The following is a 21,757-nucleotide window of genomic DNA, read 5'->3' as shown; positions in this document are numbered from 1 at the left end:
CACAGACTGGTGCCGGTTGAGGGTGTCTTGTCGAAGCGGGTTGCACGCCGTTGTTGAAGGGTGCCGTGCTTGTGAGTCATGTGTCGCGCCCGTGGTGGTGACGAGCAACATCGCTCGTGCCTGGGTGCGGCTTGCATCAAGAGTCATGCCTTCTTTAATTTAAATATATAAATCAATAAGTTAAGAATTTACCTCTTCAGAAATGGTTATTTTTCGTACAAAAACCATGAAAAAGTGCGCAAGCCGCTGCGCACCTGCGCAAGATGTTGCCCAGACGACGGAAGCGCCTGGCTCATAAGGCCTGGCAGAGGTTTTGAGGGGGATTTGTCAAAGAGGGGTGCGCAAGAATTTGCGCATCAAGGCTTGATGCCAGTAGCCATCAAAAAGCTCGCTGCCGGGAGCAGCGAGCTATCTATCGGGTATCAGAAAACCAGCTTGAACAGCGCAATGACCACGATCAGACCGATCAGGAAAATGATGCCGACGGTGCCACCTAGAAACTTGAGCATTTTGTCTCTCCATAAATGAATGCCTCAAGTTAGGGACCACTGTGTTTTGCAGTCGTTTCTTATATTTTTTACATCGACTGCAAAGGTCGGGTTATCCAAAATTCGATAAAACTTTCTCGTTGTTCATCACTCACACCTAGTGACGATCCCGCCGAGCCCTTCACCAAGAGCGGGACGAAAACCTGATGAACCATGGAGATAAATCATGATTTCTGCACCCCAGCTATCCGATGTCAGCAGCCTGCGTGAACGCGCACGTCACAACGTTGAGAACGGTGCCGTCACCGAAGGGTACAGCGCGGACCGGGAGACCATCCTGCGTCTGCTCAATGAGTCGCTGGCAACCGAACTGGTCTGCGTATTGCGCTACAAACGTCACTACTTCATGGCAAACGGCCTGAAGGCAAGCGTGGCTGCTGCGGAGTTTCTGGAGCATGCACAGCAGGAAGCGGAGCACGCCGACAAGCTGGCCGAGCGCATCGTGCAACTGGGCGGCGAACCGGAGTTCAACCCGGACCTGCTGACCAAGCACTCGCATGCACAGTACGTTGCCGGTAATACCCTCAAGGAAATGGTGTACGAAGACCTGGTTGCCGAACGCATCGCCGTCGACAGCTACCGTGAAATCATCCAGTACATCGGCGAATCCGACCCGACCACCCGCCGTATCTTCGAAGACATCCTGGCACAGGAAGAAGAGCATGCGGATGACATGGCCGATATCCTGAACGACCTCTGATCCACCGCGTAGGAGCGAATTCATTCGCGAATGAATTCGCTCCTACATAGCCTGCAGTTTTATTTCACGGTCTTGGGCGCCTTGCCCGCCCTCATCTGCTCCAGCAATGGCCCGCACTGATTCGGTGTGCTGTCACCCGTAGCGACCAGTGCCAGCAGCCCCGCCGCCGGACCGACCGTAGCGCCCAACAACACCATGCCCGCGCCGCGCAACAGCAATGGGCCTGATTGCACGCCTGCATTGGGGCTGGCGAACGGGCCGTTCACGTAGAGTGGCGAGCGCAGCGAGAACACCCTGAAACCCTTGGACTCTGGGTTGATCTTGAGGTCCAGTTGTTCGGTCTTGAAGTTCGCCGTGCCGTCGATGTAGATGATTGCGTTCTCGGTATCGAACACGAACAGGCGACTGGTGGCCAGGCCGTCCTTGATGCCGAAATCCGACGCCGCGCAGTTGATCTTCACGTCCTTGTCGCCAAACAACCTGCCGACCACGTAGTTACCCACGTTGAGCCCCGCAATTTCCATCAGGCCCCGGCTGATGGCGCCGTCGTTGACCAGCATTTTCAAGTCACCATTGGCGGTGCCCAGCAAGGCTGCAATCGAGTTGCCGCGACCGCTGATATCGGCATCGCCATTGAGCTCACCGAAGCTGGTCTTCATGGGCTCGAAGGTCGGGAACAGTTGCTTGAGCTTGAAGTTGCGCGCCGACAGTCTGGCGCGGCCCTGCAATGGCTGGGTGCGGCCATCAAGACGGATTTCGGCATCCAGCTTGCCGCCTGCCACACCAAAGCGTAGCGGCTGAAGGCTCAGTTGGCCGTCATTGAGCAACAGATGCGTATACAGATCGGTAAAGGGCAAGTCCGGGCTCTGGACGATGCGCTTGCCGGTGAATTCCACATCGGCATCCATCGCCCGCCAGCGGTCAGTCTGGAACTCTTCCACGGGCAGGACCTTGCCCTTGGGCTGCTTGCTCTCGCCACCGCGCTTTTTCTGCGCGGCATTGGAGTCGGCACCAATCAGCGGCGCAAGGTCGCTGAACAGCAACTGGTTGGAAACCAGCACACCGCTGAGCTTGGGACGTGGCTGGCTGGCCACGAAGCTCAGGTCGCCATGAATATCGCTGTTGCCGATCTTGCCGTTGAAGCCTTCGTAGCGAAAATTCGCTCCGGCAGCGTCGTGCAGTTTGGCGATCAGTCGGCCATCGGTGGAATAGGCCGGCGAGTCAGGCAAGGCAACGCCAGTCAATGGATAGAGATGGCTCAGGCTGGTGCCGGACAGTTTCAGACGCAGATCCAGCGCACCGAGGTTCTGTGGATCGGTCAAGGTGCCGGCAATTGCAATTTGCGTATCGCCGATCTTCAAGTCGGCCTGCACCGGGAACGGCTGTGTGACGTCCTTCAAGGCCAGCAAACCGCCGACCTTGCCTGTACCGCTCAACTTCTGCTCGTGATACTGGCCTTTGACCGACAGGCCAAAGGCGTAGTCCTGCGGAACAGCGCCCTTGTCCTGAGCCTTCTTCGCCTCTTTGCTGCCGACGATGTCACCGAAGGGGATCGGCTTGCCCAGCATGTCGATCACCAGATCCAGCTGGGTCTTCAGGATCTGGTCATTGAAGCTGACCAACCCTTTATCGAACTTGATCGCGCCGATATCCAGCACCCAGTTGGAAGGCTCGGCATTGGGGTCGGACTTGGGCAGGTCGAAGACCCAGTTGGCGCGGCCATCGGCCAGGCGCTCAAGCCGGGCTTCGGGGCCGGTCAGGTCGATGCGCGGGATCACAACCTCCTGCACCAGCAAAGGCAGCAGGGCAAGACGAAACTCGACTTGCTTGAGGGTGACCATTTGCGGCGTTTTCGACCACTCGGGGTTGCCCAGGCTCAAGTCCTGAGCCACGAAATGCGGCCATGGCACCCAGGCGCGCCAGCCACCGGACTCCGGTTCACGCTGCCAGAGCACGGCAAGGTCACCGTTGATGGCGAACGGACGATGCAGCGCTTCGCTGACTTTTTCGTTGAGGGTGGGTTTGATGCGGTTCCAGTCGAAGGTGGCGATCACAATGACCAATACGGCAAGCACCAGTAACAACGTGGCGCCTGTCCAGGCGAAAATCTTGCGGCTGCGCGTCATCGCACGTCACTCCAAAAACCAACGCACCGGCCATGGTGCGTTGAATACGACATGTTCCTTCGACTGACAAAAGCGCCGAGGGTTTGCTGTGATAGGTAAATAGCCCAACAGGTTCCATTCAATGGAAAAGGTAGCCGCGTCAGGCCATCCCGGCAAAAAGCCTTTCGACGCATGCAAAGCTCATTTGCTAGAGTGCAACATAGTCCAATCGTAGAATTTTTTACCTCATGCTGCCCCGCGCCGAACAGAAACAACAGACCCGAAGAGCCTTGCTGGACGCCGCACATCAGTTGATGGAAAGCGGGCGCGGGTTCGCCAGCCTGAGCCTGCGGGAAGTCGCACGCACGGCAGGCATTGTACCGACCGGTTTCTACCGCCACTTTGAAGACATGGACCAGTTGGGACTGGCACTGGTCAGTGAAGTGGGCCAGACCTTTCGCGAAACCATTCGCCTTGTGCGCCATAACGAGCTGGTCATGGGCGGGCTGATTCATGCCTCGGTGCAGATCTTTCTCGATCAGGTGGCAGCCAACCGTTCGCAGTTCCTGTTTCTGGCCCGTGAGCAATATGGCGGCTCTCTCAAGGTGCGTCAGGCGCTTGGGGCCTTGCGCGAAGGCATCAGCGCCGACCTGACCACCGATCTGGCGAAAATGCCCAAATGGAAACACCTCGATATCAAGGCGCTGTCGGTGATTGCCGACCTGGTGGTCAAGAGCGTCTTCGCCATGCTGCCCGAGCTGATCGACCCGCCTGCTGCCACCCTCGCGGCCCATCTCACTCCCCAGGCCAAGATCACCCAGCAACTGCGCTTTATCTTCATGGGCGCCAAGCACTGGAAAGGTCTTGGAAGTAATGACTGATATCTCCGTCAGAAAAATCGCACCAGCTTGAAACACAAATAAACACTCGCACCAAAACAGAGCAATCAATTGACGCTTTTTTGTTCAGGCCTCCCGTCACGCCTGTCTTTTTATGATTCCTGCACTGTTGGCAAGCCCCTTGCTCTGATTTGAAGCATCGCAATTAGCTGGAAGCTTCCTGATGCTGGTGATTCATAAACGAATCGACCCCCAAACCGAATGGGCCGCCGAGCTGCATTTGAATTTCGAGGCCCGCAGCAAAAGCCGCCTGCGCTGCTTCAGTGCCGAGAACGAAGACGTAGGACTGTTCCTGCAACGCGGCCAGCCGCCTCTTCATGACGGTGAATTCCTACAGGCCGAAGATGGCCGCATCGTTCGGGTCTGTGCACGTCCAGAACAACTGATGCACGTAACCTGCAGCAGCACGTTTGAGCTGACCCGTGCGGCCTATCACCTGGGCAACCGCCACGTCGCTCTGCAAGTGGGCGACGGCTGGCTACGCCTGCTGGACGACTACGTGCTCAAGGCCATGCTCGATCAGTTGGGAGCAACCACCGAAACCATCGAAGCGCCCTTCCAGCCGGAGCACGGTGCCTACGGCGGTGGTCATCACCATTCACGGGCCGGTGAGGAAGACTTCAATTACGCACCGCGCCTGCACCAGTTCGGCGTGCGCAAGTGAACCGTGCCTGGGCGCTTCTGCGTCTGGCCAGCCCTCAGCTTCCGATTGGCGGCTACAGCTATTCACAAGGGCTGGAAATGGCTGTGGAGCAATCCATCGTGGTCGATCCGCAAACTGCTGCGCGCTGGATCGGTGATCAATTGCTGCTCAACCTCGCCCGTTTCGAAGCGCCCTTGATGCTCGCTCATTGCACAGCCGCCGCTGAGGAAGATTGGGGCCAGTTGCTGCAACTGAGCGAGCAGCACCGCGCCAGCCGGGAAACCCGTGAGCTGCACCTGGAAAGCCGGCAGATGGGCTATTCGCTGCAACAGTTGCTCAATGGCCTGCCGGAGCTGGATCGCCCTGCCCGCCGCTTTCTGGAACAGACCGGCGAGCCGCATCTGGCTCTGGGCTGGGCGCTGGCGGCACGGGCCTGGCAGATCAGCCCGCAGGACGCACTCGCTGCGTGGCTATGGAGCTGGCTGGAAAACCAGCTGGCAGTGCTGATGAAAACCCTGCCGCTGGGCCAGCAAGCTGCACAACGACTGACCAGTGAACTGCTGCCCTTGTTGCAGCAGGCCCAACAGAACGCCACTGCTCAAGACAGCCAACAGATCGGCAGCGCCGCTTTCGGTCTGTCACTGGCGAGCATGGCCCATGAACGTCAATACAGCCGGTTGTTCCGGTCCTAGAATCCATGGAGAACTCAATGAACAGCCAACCTCTGCGCGTCGGTATCGGTGGTCCGGTCGGTTCCGGCAAGACCGCACTGACTTTGGCTCTGTGCCTTGCCTTGCGTGAGCGCTACAACCTGGCGGTCGTGACCAACGATATTTATACCCGTGAAGACGCCGACTTTCTGGTACGCAACGAAGCACTGGCACCGGAACGGATCATCGGCGTGGAAACCGGCGGCTGCCCGCACACGGCGATTCGCGAAGACGCCTCCATTAACCTGGAAGCCGTTGACCAGCTCAACCGCCGCTTCGAGGGCCTGGACCTGATCATTGTCGAGTCCGGTGGCGACAACCTGTCGGCGACCTTCAGCCCTGAATTGTCGGACCTGACGATTTATGTGATCGACGTTTCGGCGGGCGACAAGCTGCCGCGCAAAGGCGGCCCCGGCATCTGCAAATCCGATCTGCTGGTGATCAACAAGATCGACCTGGCACCACTGGTGGGCGCCTCTCTGGAAATGATGGATCGCGATACGAAGAAGATGCGCGGCGATAAGCCTTTCGTGTTCAGCAACCAGAAAACCGGCCAGGGTCTGGAAGAGATCATTGCCATTATCGAGCGCCAGGGTCTGCTGACGATCAACGCCTGAATTCAAACCTCCAAGGAAACCTGTCAATGAACTACAAAAAAGCCCTCGGCGTCCTCGCCTTGCTGCTCACTCCTACATTGGCTCTGGCACACCCAGGCCATGGCGATAACGGCCTGATCGCGGGCCTCGGCCATCCGGTCGGTGGTCTGGATCACCTGCTGGCCATGCTTGCGGTCGGCTTGTGGGCCGCGCAACAGCAAGGCGCCGCCCGCTGGGCACTGCCTTGCACCTTCGTGGGCACCATGCTGATCGGCGGCCTGCTGGGCTTTGCCGGTCTGGAACTGCCTGCGCTGGAAAGCGGTATCTCGGCCTCGGTACTGGCGCTGGGCCTGGCCGTTGCGCTGGCTGTTCGTCCACCGCTGGCACTGGCCGTCGTGGCCACAGCCGTATTTGCGATGTTCCATGGCGTGGCCCATGGCCTTGAGCTGCCGGACATGTCCAGCCCATGGGCTTACGCAGCCGGTTTCGTCGCGGCAACGGCGGCCTTGCATGCGGCTGGCTACGCCGTCGTGCGCGTATTGCCTCAAGCCGCTGCGCCGCTGGTGCGGATTGCCGGTGCGGCTTCGGCGGCAACGGGTGTCTGGTTGTTGGCAGGCTGACACACATTTTTTCGCGAATAAATTCGCTCCTTCAAAATCCGTGGGAGCGACTTCAGTCGCGAAGAGGCCAGAAATATCCGTTAGCATGACGACTTGTTTTCCGTGGAAACGGTCATGCCTGATATTCAGCGACTTGTACTGCCCAATGGCTTGAACGTGGTGCTGTGTCATGCGCCACGGCTCAAGCGTTGTGCGGCGTCGCTTCGGGTTGCGGCCGGTAGCCATGATGTTCCACAGGCGTGGCCGGGGCTGGCGCATTTTCTGGAGCATCTGTTTTTTCTGGGCACCGAGCGCTTCGCTGCCGACCAGAACCTCATGGCTTTCGTACAACGCCATGGCGGGCAGATCAATGCCAGCACCCGCGAACGCACCACAGACTTTTTCTTTGAATTGCCTCCCGCTGCATTCGCCCAAGGGCTGGAACGGCTGTGCGATATGCTCGCTCACCCGCGCATGTCACTGCCCGATCAGTTGCGCGAGCGTGAAGTGCTGCATGCCGAATTCATCGCCTGGACTCAGGATGCCAAGGCCCGCCAGCAGATCAGCCTGCTTGAACCCATCAACCCGCGGCATCCCATTCGTGGCTTTCATGCGGGCAACCGTTACAGCCTTTCAGTGCCTAACCCGGCGTTTCAGCAGGCGCTTCATGAGTTTTATCAGCGCTTCTATCAAGCCAGGCAGATCACTCTGTGCCTGAGCGGCCCTCAATCGCTGGCTGAATTGAAGGACCTGGCCGCAGAGCATGGTGCGCTCCTCAGCGCCGGGAGCAGAGTCACGCAGCAAACGCCGCCGCGCCTGATCGATAAACGACCTGATCACAAAACAACCGGTACGCATCTGCTCTTTGCCTGCGAAGGCTTGCCGGCGAACACCGAAGAGGCTGTCGCATTTTTCTGCCACTGGCTGATGGAGCCCCAGAGGGGCGGGCTGGTTGCAGCACTTATTAGCCAAGGGCTGATCGACTCGCTCAAGGCCACGCCGCTGTATCAATTCGAGGGTCAGTTGCTGCTTGATATCGAGTGCGTTGGCGCAGCGCCTGATTCATCCGGCACCCTGGCCACGCTGTTTTTCGACTGGCTCGCCTTCTTCAAGACCCGCTGGCCCGAGCTGATCGATGAATACCGTCGCCTGCAACAACGGCGTCTGCAAACCTGTGGTGCCCTGGAGCTGGCGCATCATTTTTGCCGCAATGCGTCCGGTGACGACCTGCACGCACTGAGTGCAGTGCTCGACCAACTGAAACCCGAAACCCTTCTCACCGCACAGCCTGTGGACAACCCGGCCTGCGGACAAATCGAATGGCGCCTGCCGACCGCCAATCCTTTGCTGTTGGTCGAAAGCACCGACAGTGCCGAAGCGGCCCTCTTTCTGCGCTGGCGGTTGCAGGCCCCACAACTCCGATTGTGGCGGATGCTCAATGGCAGCCTGCAGAACCTGATCGAACAGGCTCGGCAAGCCGGTGTGACAGTATCTTTCAGCGCCTACGGCACTTATTGGGAGCTCAGGCTGAGCGGCATTCACGAACCGATGCCAGCCATCATCGAACACGCCCGGCAATTGTTGCTGCACCCCGACCCGCGCCATGCTCAGGCGCACAGCGGGCCAGCGCTGATTCCGATTCGAGAATTGCTCAAGGCGCTTCCCGATCAGTTCCTGAACATGACTGCCGGGCAATGCAGTGATGATATTCAGACCGTCTGGGCCAGTTCCCGACGGATCAGCCTTGTCGTTGGCCTGCCCGCCCACAGCCTGGCGCTCGTCAATGCCGCATTACAGGACATGCCTGGCGCAGTGGATGACACGGCAACTGAAGCGCCCTCAATACTACCCGGCAAGCGCTGGCACACGCAGGAATCAGGCTCGCCGGAAGATGCCGTGCTGGTGTTCTGCACCGCTCCCGGCCTGTCCATGGAAGATGAAGCAGCCTGGCGTCTGCTGGCGCACTTGATACAGGCTCCCTTCTATCAACGCCTGCGAGTCGAACTGCAACTGGGCTACGCCGTTTTCAGCGGCCTGAGGCAAATCGCCGGACGAACCGGGTTGTTGTTTGGCGTGCAATCGCCCACATGCAGCGCCGGGCAGATTGTCCGGCACATCGAGACGTTCATGGGTGAGCTGCCAGACCTGATCGACGACGCCGACCTTCCGGGACTGCGGCAGACACTGGCCGGGCAGTTCGATACAGCGACAATGCCCCATGAACAGACGGCAGAATTGCTGTGGCAAGCTCGCTTGGCCGGGCATGAAAAGAGCGGTCCCGAGCCGCTTAAAAAAGCACTGTTACATCTGGAAAAACACTCGTTACTCGCTGCCGCCGGTCAGTTGAACGATGCCAGCGCAGGGTGGCTCATTCTGTCCAACCGCCCTGTTCCTGCGGCCTGAACGGGCAACCGCTGATTGTGACAGGCATCTTTCATGAAACTCGCACCCTGCCAAATCGTTAAATTAAGTAAGATAGCTCCCTAAGCATCTGAACGTATGCACGCGCGTACGCACTAAGATGTAGTCACCAACCGCTGCAATCATCTGAAGGAGTCTCCCATGTGGACCAAACCTGCTTACACTGATCTGCGTATCGGCTTTGAAGTCACCATGTACTTCGCAAGCCGTTGATACACATGCGGTGCAAAGCCTCGGTTCGCCGGGGCTTTTTTTATTGGCCGGGCCATTTTTATTTCAGCGTTTCAGGTCACGCGGTATGGAGCTGACATGTACATCCAGATTCTAGGTTCCGCTGCCGGCGGTGGTTTCCCCCAGTGGAACTGCAATTGCGTCAATTGCGCAGGCTTTCGTGATGGCAGCCTTAACGCCAGGGCACGCACCCAATCGTCCATCGCAATCTCCGACGATGGCGTCAACTGGGTCCTGTGCAACGCCTCGCCGGACATCCGGGCACAACTGCAAGGTTTCGCGCCGATGCAACCGGGCCGGGCACTGCGCGATACCGGCATCAACGCCATTGTGCTGATGGACAGCCAGATCGACCACACCACGGGGTTGCTCAGCCTGCGCGAAGGTTGCCCGCATCAGGTCTGGTGTACCGACATGGTCCACGAAGACCTGAGCACCGGTTTCCCGCTGTTCGAGATGCTCAAGCACTGGAATGGCGGTCTGAACTGGAACCGTATCGAGCTGCAAGGCAGTTTCGTCATTCCCGCCTGCCCGGACCTGCGCTTCACGCCCTTCCCACTGCGCAGCGCCGCACCGCCCTACTCGCCGCACCGCTTCGACCCGCATCCGGGCGACAACATCGGCCTGATCGTCGAAGACCTCAGAACCGGCGGCAAACTCTTCTACGCGCCAGGCCTTGGCAAGGTCGATGAGGCGCTGCTGGAAAAGATGCACGCCGCCGATTGCCTGCTGGTGGACGGAACACTGTGGGACGACGACGAAATGCAGCGCCGCGGCGTCGGCACGCGCACAGGCCGGGAAATGGGCCACCTTGCCCAGAACGGCCCGGGCGGCATGCTGGAAGTGCTCGAAGGCTTTACAAAGCAGCGCAAGGTACTTATCCACATCAACAACACCAACCCCATCCTCGACGAAGATTCCCCGGAACGCGCCGAGCTGGTTCGCCGCGATGTCGAAGTGGCTTATGACGGCATGAGCATCGAACTTTAGGAGCCAAGATGAGCGAAGTTGCGCTGTCGCGCGCCGAATTTGAACAGGCCCTGCGCGCCAAGGGTGCCTACTACCATATTCATCACCCGTTCCACGTGGCGATGTATGAAGGCCGGGCGACTCGCGAGCAGATTCAGGGTTGGGTCGCCAACCGCTTCTACTATCAGGTGAATATCCCGCTCAAGGATGCGGCGATTCTGGCCAACTGTCCGGATCGCGAAATCCGCCGCGAGTGGATTCAGCGCCTGCTGGACCACGATGGCGCCCCCGGCGAAGACGGCGGCATCGAAGCCTGGCTGCGCCTGGGCCAGGCCGTGGGGCTGGACCCGGACCAACTGCGCTCGCAGGAGCTGGTGCTGCCAGGTGTTCGCTTTGCCGTGGATGCCTATGTGAACTTCGCCCGACGCGCCAATTGGCAGGAAGCGGCCAGCAGCTCATTGACCGAACTCTTCGCGCCGCAGATCCACCAGTCGCGCCTGGACACCTGGCCGCAGCATTATCCGTGGATCGATCCGGCAGGCTATGAGTACTTTCGCACTCGCCTCGGTCAGGCACGTCGCGATGTTGAACATGGATTGGCGATTACACTTGAGTACTACACCACCCATGAAGGCCAGCAGCGCATGCTGGAAATTCTGCAGTTCAAACTCGACATTTTGTGGAGCATGCTGGACGCCATGAGCATGGCGTACGAGTTGCACCGCCCGCCTTATCACAGCGTCACCAACAAGAACGTATGGCATAAGGGAATCAGCCTATGAGATTCGATAGACAGTTAGTCCCCTCCTGGCGTCAGGGTTATCGCTTCCAGCACGAAGTTGCGCAGAAGTGCGATGTGCTGCTTTATCCCGAAGGCATGATCCAGTTGAATGAAAGTGCAGGCCTGATCGGCGCTTTGGTAGACGGGCAACGCAATGTGGCGCAGATCATCGCATCGTTGCAGGAACGCTTCCCGAACATTCCGGAGCTGGGCACCGATGTTGAAGACTTCATGAGCGTCGCTCATAAAGAGAGTTGGATCAACCTTGACTGAGACAGGGCTCACAACCGGGGACGTCCTCATTCCGCCAACGCCACCTGTGGGGCTGCCACTGTGGCTGCTGGCGGAGTTGACCTATCGCTGCCCGCTGCAATGCCCGTATTGCTCCAACCCGCTGGACTTTGCAAAACAAGGCCAGGAGTTGAGCACCGAGCAGTGGTTCACGGTCATGCAACAGGCACGACAGATGGGCGCGGCGCAGATTGGTTTCTCCGGCGGTGAACCGCTGGTGCGCCAGGATCTGGCCGTGCTGATCGCTGAAGCCCGACGACTGGGCTACTACACCAACCTGATCACTTCCGGGATCGGCCTGACCGAACAGAAAATCATCGATTTCAAGGAAGCAGGCCTGGACCATATCCAGATCAGTTTCCAGGCCAGCGACGAGCAGGTGAACAACATGCTCGCGGGCTCGAAAAAAGCCTTCGCGCAAAAACTGGAAATGGCCCGTGCAGTGAAAAAGCACGGCTACCCGATGGTGCTGAACTTCGTCACCCATCGGCACAATATCGACCGGATCGACAGGATCATCGAGCTGTGTCTGGCGCTGGAAGCCGACTTCGTGGAGCTGGCAACCTGTCAGTTCTATGGCTGGGCGCACCTGAACCGTGTGGGTCTGCTGCCCACCAAGGATCAACTGGTACGGGCAGAAGCCGTCACCAACCAGTACCGGGAAAAGCTGGCGACCGAAAAACATCCCTGCAAGCTGATCTTCGTCACGCCGGACTACTACGAAGAACGCCCCAAGGCCTGCATGAACGGTTGGGGCAAGCTGTTTCTGACCGTGACCCCGGACGGCACTGCGCTGCCCTGCCATGGCGCGCGTCAGTTACCGGTCGAGTTTCCCAATGTGCGCGACCACAGCATGCAGCACATCTGGTACGACTCGTTTGGCTTCAATCGCTTTCGTGGTTACGAGTGGATGCCCGAACCTTGTCGCTCCTGCGACGAGAAGGAAAAAGACTTCGGCGGCTGCCGTTGCCAGGCCTTCATGCTGACGGGCGATGCCGCCAATGCCGATCCGGTGTGCAGTAAATCCCCGCATCACGGAATGATCACCCAGGCCCGTGACGAAGCTGAAACAGCGACCCAAACCATCGAAGAACTGGCCTTTCGCAATGAACGAAACTCACGCCTCATCGCCAAGTCCTGATCTGTTCAGCGCCGCTCAGGCCGTTGCTGCCGGTGTCGACTATGCCGAACTGGCCGCAAGCCTGGTCGGCCTGTTCTGGAGCGAGTTTCGCCCGCAGGATGCGGCCAGCCGGATCTGGCATTGGTCCGAAGGCCATGCCCGCTGCCTGACGCCCGAAGGTTTCAGCGTTCGCAGCCGGGTGTACGAATACGGCGGTGGAGCCTTCTGCATTGCCGACGATGCCGTGGTCTTCGTCAATGAACGCGACCAGCAGCTCTATCGACAGGCACTGGACGCTGGCGCGCCCTTTCAGCTTACACATGGCGAGCGACGTTATGGCGCGGTGCATTTCGCTGACGGGCAGATTCTGGCGGTAGAGGAAGATCGCGCCACTCATCGTCTGGTGGCAATTGATCTGGTTGACGGCCAGCGTCATCTGCTGGCCGAAGGTGCGGACTTCTATTCGTCGCCTGTCCTCAGTCCCGACAAGCAACGATTGGCCTGGATTGAATGGCAACGCCCGCACCAGCCCTGGACCCGAACCCGGTTGATGTGTGCCGAGCGGCTGAGCGATGGCGGCTGGTCCAGGGAACGTTGCGTGGCAGGCGACGGCTCCGAGGACGAATCACTGCAACAACCGCGCTTCGATGCCCAAGGGCGGCTGTGCTGCCTGACGGATCGTGATGGCTTCTGGCAGCCCTGGGGTGAGACACCTTCAGGTTTTGCGCCCTTCCCCGCCGCGGCTGCCGATCACTCACCGGCCCCCTGGCAATTGGGCGGCTGCACCTGGTTGCCGGTGGACAGCGGCTACCTCGCCAGTTGGTCGCAAGACGGCTTTGGCGTATTGGGTTTGCGCCATCAGGATGGCTCGGTCGAAGACTTCAGCGGCGATTACACCCGGTTCCGCAGTCTGGCCATTGATGAGCAGTTCATCTATTGCATCGCAGCGTCAGCCACCAGCCCGTCGGCAGTGCTGGCCATTTCCCGCAAGGACCGCAGCACACAGGTATTGGCGGGCGGTGTCGCGCCCTTGCCACCCGAGCGCATCAGTCGCCCGCAATCCTTGCGTTACGCCAGTGGCGGGGCCGAGGCGTATGGCTATTTTTACCCGGCCATGGACGACACCGAAAAACCGCCGCTGCTGGTGTTTATCCATGGCGGTCCTACCTCGGCCTGCTACCCGGTGCTGGACCCACGCATCCAGTACTGGACCCAACGCGGTTTCGCCGTCGCCGACCTCAACTATCGCGGCAGCACGGGCTATGGCCGCGACTATCGACAAAGCCTGCATCTGAACTGGGGTGTTGCGGATGTAGAAGACGCCTGTGCGGTCGTGGAGCACTTGGCGCAACGAGGTTTGATCGACAAGGATCGGGCGTTCATTCGTGGAGGGAGTTCAGGCGGTTATACGACACTCTGCGCTCTGGCCTTCCACAAGGTCTTCCGCGCCGGAGCAAGCCTTTATGGCGTCAGCGACCCCATCGCCCTAGGCAAGGCGACTCACAAGTTTGAAGGTGATTACCTGGACTGGCTGATCGGCGACCCGGTGAAAGATATCGAACGCTATCAGGCCAGAACGCCTGTGCTGCATGCGCAACGCATCAGCGTTCCGGTGATTTTCTTTCAGGGCGAGCTGGATGCCGTGGTAGTCCCCGAACAGACCCGCGCCATGCTCAAGGCCTTACAGGACAACGGCATCCCGGCCCATGCGCATTTCTACCCCGACGAACGCCATGGCTTTCGCAAGGCCGAAAACCTGGCCGATGCGCTGGAAGCCGAATGGCAGTTTTACCGGGATGCATTTCGCGAATGAGTTCACCGTAGGAGCGAATTCATTCGCGAAGGGATTCAAATCACTTACGACTGGCGATGATATAAACGGCATGCACGATGCCCGGGATATAGCCCAGCAGTGTCAGCAGGATATTCAGCCAGAAGGCACCCGCGAAGCCGACTTGCAGGAAAACGCCCAGTGGTGGCAGCAGGATAGCGAAGATGATACGAATGATGTCCATGGGCAAGCTCCTAGTGGATGACCTTTTGCAGGCCTGGTAGCTAATCGACCCTGAGCATCAGCAAGGGTTCCACGCGATCTGGCACACAGCCATTATTAAATCGCAGGAACAAAGAAAGCCCCGCCTAAGCGGGGCTTTCCAGACTGTTTCCCTGATATCCCTTTCGTCCCGCCATCCTGGCAGGTATCCCTTCGTGTCCCTGTTATGTCTTATTGCGCATCCTGCGCTACGTCCATGGATTTAGAGTAACTTTGGATCCATTCTGAGGGAAGAGGCAAAAAGCCAACACGTTGTGTAAGCAAATGCTTACAGACTGTTACCTTCAAAATTGTGAAGCATCCATCAGATACAACGACTCACTGCCCGCACGCACGCTGGCATCCAGAGAGTGGATACGCGGCAGCAGGCGGGCGAAGTAGAAACGCGCAGTACCCAGCTTGCTGGCATAGAACTCTTCCTGCCCTTCCTTGCCCAGCGCTGCCTTGGCCATCCTCGCCCACATGTAGGCGTAAGCGGTGTAGCCGAACAGGTGCAGGTACTCGACCGAGGCCGCACCGATTTCGTTGGGGTTGGAACGCGCGCGGTCCAGTACCCAGCGAGTGAGCTCATTTAGCATGTCCAGCGCAGCGCCCAGAGGCTTGGCGAACTCGGCCAGTGAGCTGTCGGATTCGCTGATGAAGGCCTGCACTTCGTCGGCGAACAACTGATAGAACGCACCGTTCGACCCGACAATCTTGCGACCCACCAGATCCAGCGCCTGGATGCCATTGGTGCCTTCGTAGATCTGGGTGATGCGCACATCACGTACCAGTTGCTCCTGGCCCCATTCGCGAATGTAGCCATGGCCACCGAACACCTGCTGGCCGTGAACCGTGGTTTCCAGGCCGATATCAGTCAGGAATGCCTTGGCGACCGGTGTCAGCAGTGCGACCAGATCATCGGCGCGCTGACGAGCGGCATCGTCTTCGCTGAACTTGGCGATATCCAGTTGCAGGGCCACATAGCTGGAGAAGGCCCGACCACCTTCGTTGAAGGCTTTCATCGTCAGCAGCATGCGACGCACGTCCGGGTGAACGATGATCGGGTCAGCCGCCTTGTCCTTGTTTTGCGCGCCGGTGGGCGCACGGCTTTGCAGGCGGTCGCGGGCATATTCCACGGCGTTCTGATAAGAGCGCACACCGGAAGCCAGCCCCTGAATGCCAACGCCCAGGCGCTCGTAGTTCATCATGGTGAACATGGCCGCCAGGCCTTTATTGGGCTCGCCGATCAGATAGCCGACGGCATCGTCGAAGTTCATCACACAGGTAGCAGAAGCCTGGATACCCATCTTGTGCTCAATGGAGCCGCAGCTGACGGTATTGCGCTCGCCCAGGCTGCCATCCGCGTTGACCATGAACTTGGGCACCAGGAACAGGGAAATACCTTTAGGTCCTGCAGGCGCATCCGGCAGCTTGGCCAGTACCAGATGGATGATGTTCTCGGTCAGGTCGTGCTCGCCGCCAGTAATGAACACCTTGCTGCCGGTGATCTTGTAGGAGTTGTCTGCCTGAGGAATGGCCTTGGTGCGGATGATGCCAAGGTCGGTGCCGGCATGGGCTTCGGTCAGGCACATGGAGCCACACCAGACGCCCGAGTACATGTTCGGCAGGTAAATCGCCTTGAGTTCTTCGCTCGCGTGGGTGTTGATCGAGACGCAGGCGCCGGTGGTCAGCATCGGGTACAGCCCGAACGCCAGGCTGCCAGAGTTGAGCATTTCCTCGACCTGGGCCGACACCACCTTGGGCATGCCCATGCCGCCAAAATCCGGGTTGCCGCCAACACCGACCCAGCCGCCTTCGGCATAGGTCCGGTAGGCTTCGGGGAAACCCGCAGGCGTGGTGACGACGGTATCGTTCCAGTGGCAACCCTCTTCATCGCCGTTGCGGCTGAGCGGAGCGATGGTTTTACTGCAGACCTTGCTTGCCTCTTCGAGGATCGCATCGACCGTCTCGGCATCGACAGTTTCGGCAAGCGCGGGCAGTTGAGCCCAGAGTGTGGAAACTTCGAATACTTCATTGAGGACGAAACGCATATCGCGCAACGGGGCTTTGTAGTCAGCCATGGCAAACCTCACAAGCAGGGAGCAAGAAAAACCTGAAAGAAGATACGGGCACGCTGTATGCCCGGATCAGGTGGCAATGATCGCGAGTCTAACCGAACAACGATTCAGAGACATAGGGTCAAGGTGTGACTATAAATTAAATTAAAGTCACAAACTTGTCTGACAGACGAAACGACACGGCGCAGCCTGCACCGCTCATCTAAATCAGCTTGTGGCGTCAGCGGTACGCACCGCGCCGCGCTTGTTCTGCTGACCGTGGGAAATGACACAGTTGCGGCCCGCGCCCTTGGCGGCGTACAGCGCCTGGTCGGCAGACTTGAGAACTTCTTCGGGCGTGCGGTGCTCGGGCTGACGCTCGGCAACTCCGATACTCACCGTTACCGAAACACTGTTGGACGCTGTCGCTCCCCGTTTTTGCCGACCTTGCTGGTCGTCCTTGGGGCGATTGTCCTTGTTGCGCAGCAGGATTTCGTAATTGGCGATGCTCTCGCGAATGGCTTCCAGATGAGGCAGGCATTCTTCCAGGGTCTTGCCAGCGAAAACGATGGCGAACTCTTCACCGCCATAGCGATAGGCCTTGCCGCCGCCATTGGTGATTTTCGACAGTTTGCTGGCCACCAGGCGCAGCACCTGATCGCCCACATCATGGCCGTGGGTGTCGTTGAATTTCTTGAAGTGATCGACGTCGCTCATGGCCAGCACATAATTGCGCCCGAGGCGCTGCATGCGCTCGTTGAGCGCCCGACGCCCAGGCAAACCGGTGAGCTCGTCGCGGAATGCCATCTGATAGGCCTCGTGAGCGACCGCCGCAGCAATCATCAGCATCACCTGGCTGCACATGATATTCAGGGTGAACGGCAGGATGAAGGTCTTGGGCAATGCCCAGAAGAGTCCCAGTAAACCGACGATCTGCGCCGCATGCAAAGGCCGTGGCTTTTCCAGGTATTGCCAGATCAACAGACCGAACGACCCCAGAAACATCGCATACGACAGCTGGATCAGACTCATCCACGAACCATGCAGCGCAGGCCAGCGGATATCCGCCAGCCAGGTCTGCACTGCGACGGGATAACTTTGCTCAAGCCCGAATGCCACACTGCACACGGCCAGCAGCACCGCAATGCGCGCCACCAGATCCTGGAACAGGTGCGTACGCTCTTCCCAGGCCGCGTAAAGCCCGAACATCAACGGCAACAGCAGACACACAAGATGAAAGATCACCGCCGCATCTTCGCGAACCTTGCCATTATCGCGGTAGTAATCAGTCTGAGTGTCGAGAAGAAAGTAGGCGACGTAGACGGTGATCATCAGAAACAGCTCACGCTGACGCCGGTACACACCGCAATACGCACCGCCCAGCAACAGCACCAATGTCGGCAGCACGTTGAACAGGGAGGTGAAGAAAACGTTCAGGTCCTTGACGTAGGCAGCCGCCAGCCCTGCAAACAACAACGCTGCAGAAGGGAGAAAATGACTCAATCGTGCAGCAGATGGACGCAACAAGGGGAATATCTCCTACTCGGCATCGGAGTGAATATCTGGAGTAATGGCATTGTGCCTTTCTCCAGTGAACAATGCATACAGCAGGATTGATAGCTGGCTACTTTTCTGTAACGGCAGGAGACCGAAAAGGTTTATTGATTGCTTGAGCAAGAAAGCGCTTTCTCACGCTTTTTCATCAACCTACGAAAAAGCCGCCTGACCCCGAAGGGCCAGACGGCTTTGAGCTACGACCGGACTTGTCAGTAAGCCAGGCCGAAGTCTTCCTCTTTCATGTCCATCAGGTTGCCAGCACCGGAAAGGATGGCGGCGACGTGAGTACGGGTACGCGGCAGGATGCGCTGGAAGTAGAAACGCGCAGTCTGCAACTTGGCGGTGTAGAAGGCTTGCTCGGATGTGCCGGCTGCCAGTTTCTCGGCCGCCAGACGCGCCATGTCGGCCCAGAAGTAAGCCAGGCAGGCATAACCGGAATACATCAGGTAATCCACCGAAGCGGCACCGACTTCTTCACGATCCTTCATGGCGGCCATGCCCACTTTCATGGTCAGCTCGCCCCATTCCTTGTTCAGCGCCGCCAGTGGCGTCACGAATTCCTGAACGCTTTCGCTGCCTTCGTTGGCCTGGCAGAACTTGTGGACGATCTTGGTGAAGCCCTTGAGCGCTTCGCCCTGAGTCATCAGGACCTTGCGGCCCAGCAGGTCCAGCGCCTGGATGCCGGTGGTGCCTTCGTACAGCATCGAGATACGGCTGTCGCGAACGTTCTGCTCCATGCCCCACTCGGCGATGAAACCGTGGCCACCGTAGATCTGAACGCCATGGTTGGCGGCTTCGAAGCCCACTTCGGTCATGAAGGCCTTGGCAATCGGCGTCATGAACGCCAGCAGTGCGTCGGCGGCTTTCTTCTGGTCTTCGTCTTCGCTGTACTTGACGATATCGACCTGCTTGGCGGTGAAGTACACCATAGCCCGCGTACCTTCGGCGAAAGCCTTCATGGTCAGCAGCATACGGCGCACGTCAGGGTGAACGATGATCGGGTCAGCGGCCTTGTCGGGCGCTTTCGGGCCGGTCAGCGAGCGCATCTGCAGACGGTCGCGAGCGTATTTCAGGCCACCCTGAAACGCGACTTCGGCGTGGGCCAGACCTTGCAATGCGGTCCCCAGACGAGCGGTATTCATGAAGGTGAACATGCAGTTCAGGCCCTTGTTCGGCGGACCGATCAGGAAGCCCTTGGCCGAATCGAAGTTCATCACGCAGGTGGCGTTGCCGTGGATGCCCATCTTGTGTTCGATGGAGCCGCAGGTCACAGCGTTGCGCTCACCGATGCTGCCGTCGGCGGCAGGGAGGAACTTGGGCACGATGAACAGCGAAATACCTTTGGTGCCCGCCGGAGCATCCGGCAGACGCGCCAGCACGATATGGACGATGTTGTCGGCCATGTCGTGTTCGCCAGCGGAAATGAAAATCTTGGTGCCGGTGACGTTGTAGGAACCATCGGCCTGAGGCTCGGCCTTGGTGCGCAGCATGCCAAGGTCGGTACCGCAGTGAGGCTCGGTCAGGCACATGGTGCCGGTCCATTCGCCGGACACCAGCTTGGTCATGTAAGCCTCTTGCTGCTCAGGCGTACCGTGCTCGGAAATGGTGTTCATCGCGCCGTGCGAAAGGCCCGGGTACATGCCCCATGACCAGTTGGCCTCGCCAACCATCTCGCTGACGGCCAGGCCCAGAGACTCGGGCAGACCCTGACCGCCGTGATCGACGTCATGAGCCAGGCTCGGCCAGCCGCCTTCGACGAATTGCTTGTATGCCTGTTTGAAGCCGGTCGGCGTCTTAACGCCCGACTCGCTCCAGGTGCAACCTTCGGTGTCGCCGACACGGTTCAGGGGAGCCAGTACCTGTTCGCAGAACTTGGCACCTTCCTCAAGAATGGCATCGACCATGTCTGGCGTTGCGTCCTGGCATGCCGGCAGACTCTGATAGTGCGCCTCATAACCGAGCAGCTCATCACGAACGAAACGAATATCACGCAAGGGGGCCTTGTATTCAGGCATAGCGATAAACCTCTGCTGATGAATCCTGGAACGAATGACCGGGCGGTCGCCGGGAGCATACTCCCAGGCACCAGACAATCTCGTATGCCTTACGGTCAAACAGGTGTTTGAAACATACGTTTACGCCTAAATCTTGTCAATAGCGCTTCACACACCGTTTGTCATCAATACGCTACCGGCCGCGCACGCAAAGGCATACAGCGTCGAGAAAACGATACTGTGAGTCTAGGTGAGGGAAAAGAGGTTGCGCAGGCGATACAGGCTGCTGATAGGGGGAAATTCAGAAAATGACGCCGTGCACGGAAGGCACGGCGCTGGGGATCATGCGTAAGTGTCGATCAGTGTACCCAGCGCTTCATCGCTGGCTTTCTGAGCTGCCAGACCCGCCTGGATCTGTTCTTTGCCAGCGGCCAGCTCAACGATGTTGGCGGGCAGGTCGGAACGCTGGCTACGGTCGACAGAGCGCAGGTTTTCGAGCTGGAAATCCGAAGACTGGCTTCTGCCGGAAACTTCGATGTTGGTGCTGGCGATCTGGGTGGCCGCCTGATCGACACGCTCCTGCCCAACCTGAATCGCGCTCAGGCCTGGATAGAGAGTATTGTTCATGGTGATTTGCATAAGCCGGTCCTCAGTTCAAATAGCGAACAAGTGCTATTGAACCAGTAAATGCAGCGGAATACTCGACAAAAAGACTAATGGCACATAGCCGGATAATAGGTTATGCCTTGAACCGGGCAAAAGCGCCTTGTGTATCAGCGACATAGTGAATGTGTTTCAAAATCAGTCGAGCAGCTCCAGATGCAGGTGTTCCGCAACGGCTTCGGCACTCGCCTTCTTGAGGCGCGGCACACGCCCGATACAGGGTGCTGGCAGACGCTCGGACAGGGTGGCAAGGTTTTCTTCCAGCCGCGAGGTCTTGGGCTCGATGATATTGGCGACCCAGCCCGCCAGTTGCAGCCCGTCCTGGGCGATGGCTTCGGCAGTCAGGAGTGCATGGTTGATACAGCCCAGGCGCACACCCACCACCAGAATGACCGGCAGCCCCAGCCCCATGGCCAGATCGGAAAGGTTGCTCTGGTCCGCCAGCGGTACGCGCCAGCCGCCCGCACCTTCGATCAGGGTGAAATCCGCGTTTCGCTCCAGCAGGCGGCGCATGGGTTGCAGCAAGGCATTGACCGTCAGCGACACACCGGCCTCCCGGGCGGCCAGATGCGGCGCGATGGCGGGCTCGAAGGTAAAGGGATTGACGTCGTCGTAGCCAAGCTCCAGCGAACATTCGGCCAGCAAAGCCAGGGCATCGGCATTGCGCAGCCCTTGGGGAGTGATGACGCTACCGGAAGCGACAGGCTTGCCCGCCGCCGTGCTCAGCCCGGCCAGTCGGGCCGCATGCAGCAGGCCAGCGGCGACAGTGGTCTTCCCCGCGTCCGTATCGGTTCCAGTGATGAAATACGCAGCACTCATCTCGGCATCCTTCCCTTGT

Annotated in this window: 20 protein-coding genes; 13 read left to right on the top strand and 7 right to left on the bottom strand. The window is 58.9% G+C overall.

What is annotated here, in order from left to right:
- The first annotated feature begins 714 nt into the window (after positions 1-714).
- A complete protein-coding gene (locus K5D32_RS21625) occupies positions 715-1,248 on the top strand; it encodes a bacterioferritin (RefSeq protein ID WP_025262186.1) in 534 nt (177 codons plus the stop codon).
- A 59-nt stretch (positions 1,249-1,307) separates the two neighbouring features.
- On the opposite strand, the gene K5D32_RS21620 is transcribed toward K5D32_RS21625, so the two are convergent.
- Complete coding sequence (locus K5D32_RS21620) at positions 1,308-3,374, bottom strand: AsmA family protein (RefSeq protein WP_221601769.1); 2,067 nt, start codon at positions 3,372-3,374, stop codon at positions 1,308-1,310.
- Between the two features lie 227 nt (positions 3,375-3,601).
- Here K5D32_RS21620 and K5D32_RS21615 point away from each other — a divergent pair, with 227 nt between their 5' ends.
- The 12 genes from K5D32_RS21615 (at position 3,602) to K5D32_RS21560 (ending at position 14,426) form a co-directional block, all read left to right on the top strand.
- The gene (locus K5D32_RS21615) at positions 3,602-4,234 is read left to right on the top strand and encodes a TetR family transcriptional regulator (protein ID WP_025262188.1); all 633 of its coding nucleotides are present in this window, start codon (positions 3,602-3,604) and stop codon (positions 4,232-4,234) included.
- 181 nt (positions 4,235-4,415) lie between these two features.
- Entirely contained in the window at positions 4,416-4,916 is a 501-nt protein-coding gene (ureE, locus tag K5D32_RS21610; protein ID WP_198727629.1) for an urease accessory protein UreE, read from the top strand.
- Positions 4,913-5,587: an urease accessory protein UreF gene (locus tag K5D32_RS21605; RefSeq protein WP_200995194.1), complete on the top strand. Its 675-nt coding sequence runs from the start codon at positions 4,913-4,915 to the stop codon at positions 5,585-5,587. The genes ureE and K5D32_RS21605 overlap by 4 nt, the downstream gene beginning before the upstream one ends.
- Positions 5,588-5,604: 17 nt before the next feature.
- Positions 5,605-6,222 carry an urease accessory protein UreG gene (gene ureG / locus K5D32_RS21600; RefSeq protein ID WP_201005089.1) on the top strand — a complete coding sequence of 206 codons (618 nt, stop codon included), beginning with the start codon at positions 5,605-5,607 and terminating at the stop codon, positions 6,220-6,222.
- A 26-nt stretch (positions 6,223-6,248) separates the two neighbouring features.
- On the top strand, positions 6,249-6,821 hold the full coding sequence (locus K5D32_RS21595; RefSeq protein ID WP_221601767.1) for a HupE/UreJ family protein: 573 nt from the start codon (positions 6,249-6,251) through the stop codon (positions 6,819-6,821).
- A 114-nt stretch (positions 6,822-6,935) separates the two neighbouring features.
- Positions 6,936-9,203, top strand: a complete 2,268-nt coding sequence (pqqF, locus tag K5D32_RS21590) for a pyrroloquinoline quinone biosynthesis protein PqqF (RefSeq protein WP_221601765.1) — start codon at positions 6,936-6,938, stop codon at positions 9,201-9,203.
- A 159-nt stretch (positions 9,204-9,362) separates the two neighbouring features.
- On the top strand, positions 9,363-9,434 hold the full coding sequence (gene pqqA / locus K5D32_RS21585) for a pyrroloquinoline quinone precursor peptide PqqA (RefSeq protein ID WP_008365141.1): 72 nt from the start codon (positions 9,363-9,365) through the stop codon (positions 9,432-9,434).
- Between the two features lie 96 nt (positions 9,435-9,530).
- Positions 9,531-10,442: a pyrroloquinoline quinone biosynthesis protein PqqB gene (gene pqqB, locus K5D32_RS21580; protein ID WP_221601763.1), complete on the top strand. Its 912-nt coding sequence runs from the start codon at positions 9,531-9,533 to the stop codon at positions 10,440-10,442.
- A gap of 8 nt (positions 10,443-10,450) precedes the next feature.
- Positions 10,451-11,203: a pyrroloquinoline-quinone synthase PqqC gene (gene pqqC / locus K5D32_RS21575; RefSeq protein WP_221601762.1), complete on the top strand. Its 753-nt coding sequence runs from the start codon at positions 10,451-10,453 to the stop codon at positions 11,201-11,203.
- Positions 11,200-11,475, top strand: a complete 276-nt coding sequence (gene pqqD, locus K5D32_RS21570) for a pyrroloquinoline quinone biosynthesis peptide chaperone PqqD (protein WP_221601761.1) — start codon at positions 11,200-11,202, stop codon at positions 11,473-11,475. Before pqqC ends, pqqD begins: the two co-directional genes overlap by 4 nt.
- Entirely contained in the window at positions 11,468-12,634 is a 1,167-nt protein-coding gene (pqqE, locus tag K5D32_RS21565) for a pyrroloquinoline quinone biosynthesis protein PqqE (protein ID WP_221601760.1), read from the top strand. The genes pqqD and pqqE overlap by 8 nt, the downstream gene beginning before the upstream one ends.
- Positions 12,600-14,426, top strand: coding sequence for a S9 family peptidase (locus tag K5D32_RS21560; RefSeq protein WP_221601759.1), 1,827 nt, complete (start codon positions 12,600-12,602; stop codon positions 14,424-14,426). The genes pqqE and K5D32_RS21560 overlap by 35 nt, the downstream gene beginning before the upstream one ends.
- Before the next feature lie 40 nt (positions 14,427-14,466).
- Here K5D32_RS21560 and K5D32_RS21555 read toward each other — a convergent pair whose 3' ends face one another.
- The 6 genes from K5D32_RS21555 to bioD form a co-directional block, all read right to left on the bottom strand.
- Positions 14,467-14,628: a YqaE/Pmp3 family membrane protein gene (locus K5D32_RS21555; protein ID WP_038400070.1), complete on the bottom strand. Its 162-nt coding sequence runs from the start codon at positions 14,626-14,628 to the stop codon at positions 14,467-14,469.
- 322 nt (positions 14,629-14,950) lie between these two features.
- Complete coding sequence (locus K5D32_RS21550) at positions 14,951-16,729, bottom strand: acyl-CoA dehydrogenase C-terminal domain-containing protein (RefSeq protein WP_221601758.1); 1,779 nt, start codon at positions 16,727-16,729, stop codon at positions 14,951-14,953.
- A 204-nt stretch (positions 16,730-16,933) separates the two neighbouring features.
- Entirely contained in the window at positions 16,934-18,232 is a 1,299-nt protein-coding gene (locus tag K5D32_RS21545) for a diguanylate cyclase (RefSeq protein ID WP_221577166.1), read from the bottom strand.
- Between the two features lie 239 nt (positions 18,233-18,471).
- A complete protein-coding gene (locus tag K5D32_RS21540) occupies positions 18,472-20,277 on the bottom strand; it encodes a phenylacyl-CoA dehydrogenase (RefSeq protein ID WP_198727619.1) in 1,806 nt (601 codons plus the stop codon).
- A gap of 321 nt (positions 20,278-20,598) precedes the next feature.
- Positions 20,599-20,895 carry a pyrroloquinoline quinone biosynthesis protein PqqE gene (locus K5D32_RS21535; RefSeq protein WP_095068362.1) on the bottom strand — a complete coding sequence of 99 codons (297 nt, stop codon included), beginning with the start codon at positions 20,893-20,895 and terminating at the stop codon, positions 20,599-20,601.
- 162 nt (positions 20,896-21,057) lie between these two features.
- Positions 21,058-21,738: a dethiobiotin synthase gene (gene bioD / locus K5D32_RS21530; protein ID WP_221561447.1), complete on the bottom strand. Its 681-nt coding sequence runs from the start codon at positions 21,736-21,738 to the stop codon at positions 21,058-21,060.
- Positions 21,739-21,757: the final 19 nt, after the last annotated feature.

This window comes from Pseudomonas cichorii, from assembly GCF_019719005.1.
Classification (GTDB): domain Bacteria; phylum Pseudomonadota; class Gammaproteobacteria; order Pseudomonadales; family Pseudomonadaceae; genus Aquipseudomonas; species Aquipseudomonas cichorii_E.
This window is presented reverse-complemented; position numbering and strand designations above follow the sequence as displayed.

Excerpts from the sequence above, each read along its gene's own strand:
- pqqC (WP_221601762.1), top strand. The coding sequence starts at position 10,451 with ATGAGCGAAGTTGCGCTGTCGCGCGCCGAATTTGAACAGGCCCTGCGC.
- K5D32_RS21595 (WP_221601767.1), top strand. The coding sequence starts at position 6,249 with ATGAACTACAAAAAAGCCCTCGGCGTCCTCGCCTTGCTGCTCACTCCT.
- K5D32_RS21555 (WP_038400070.1), bottom strand. The coding sequence starts at position 14,628 with ATGGACATCATTCGTATCATCTTCGCTATCCTGCTGCCACCACTGGGC.
- ureG (WP_201005089.1), top strand. The coding sequence starts at position 5,605 with ATGAACAGCCAACCTCTGCGCGTCGGTATCGGTGGTCCGGTCGGTTCC.
- bioD (WP_221561447.1), bottom strand. The coding sequence starts at position 21,738 with ATGAGTGCTGCGTATTTCATCACTGGAACCGATACGGACGCGGGGAAG.
- K5D32_RS21540 (WP_198727619.1), bottom strand. The coding sequence starts at position 20,277 with ATGCCTGAATACAAGGCCCCCTTGCGTGATATTCGTTTCGTTCGTGAT.
- pqqD (WP_221601761.1), top strand. The coding sequence starts at position 11,200 with ATGAGATTCGATAGACAGTTAGTCCCCTCCTGGCGTCAGGGTTATCGC.
- K5D32_RS21550 (WP_221601758.1), bottom strand. The coding sequence starts at position 16,729 with ATGGCTGACTACAAAGCCCCGTTGCGCGATATGCGTTTCGTCCTCAAT.
- ureE (WP_198727629.1), top strand. The coding sequence starts at position 4,416 with ATGCTGGTGATTCATAAACGAATCGACCCCCAAACCGAATGGGCCGCC.
- pqqB (WP_221601763.1), top strand. The coding sequence starts at position 9,531 with ATGTACATCCAGATTCTAGGTTCCGCTGCCGGCGGTGGTTTCCCCCAG.
- K5D32_RS21535 (WP_095068362.1), bottom strand. The coding sequence starts at position 20,895 with ATGCAAATCACCATGAACAATACTCTCTATCCAGGCCTGAGCGCGATT.
- K5D32_RS21620 (WP_221601769.1), bottom strand. The coding sequence starts at position 3,374 with ATGACGCGCAGCCGCAAGATTTTCGCCTGGACAGGCGCCACGTTGTTA.
- pqqF (WP_221601765.1), top strand. The coding sequence starts at position 6,936 with ATGCCTGATATTCAGCGACTTGTACTGCCCAATGGCTTGAACGTGGTG.
- K5D32_RS21615 (WP_025262188.1), top strand. The coding sequence starts at position 3,602 with ATGCTGCCCCGCGCCGAACAGAAACAACAGACCCGAAGAGCCTTGCTG.
- K5D32_RS21560 (WP_221601759.1), top strand. The coding sequence starts at position 12,600 with ATGAACGAAACTCACGCCTCATCGCCAAGTCCTGATCTGTTCAGCGCC.
- K5D32_RS21625 (WP_025262186.1), top strand. The coding sequence starts at position 715 with ATGATTTCTGCACCCCAGCTATCCGATGTCAGCAGCCTGCGTGAACGC.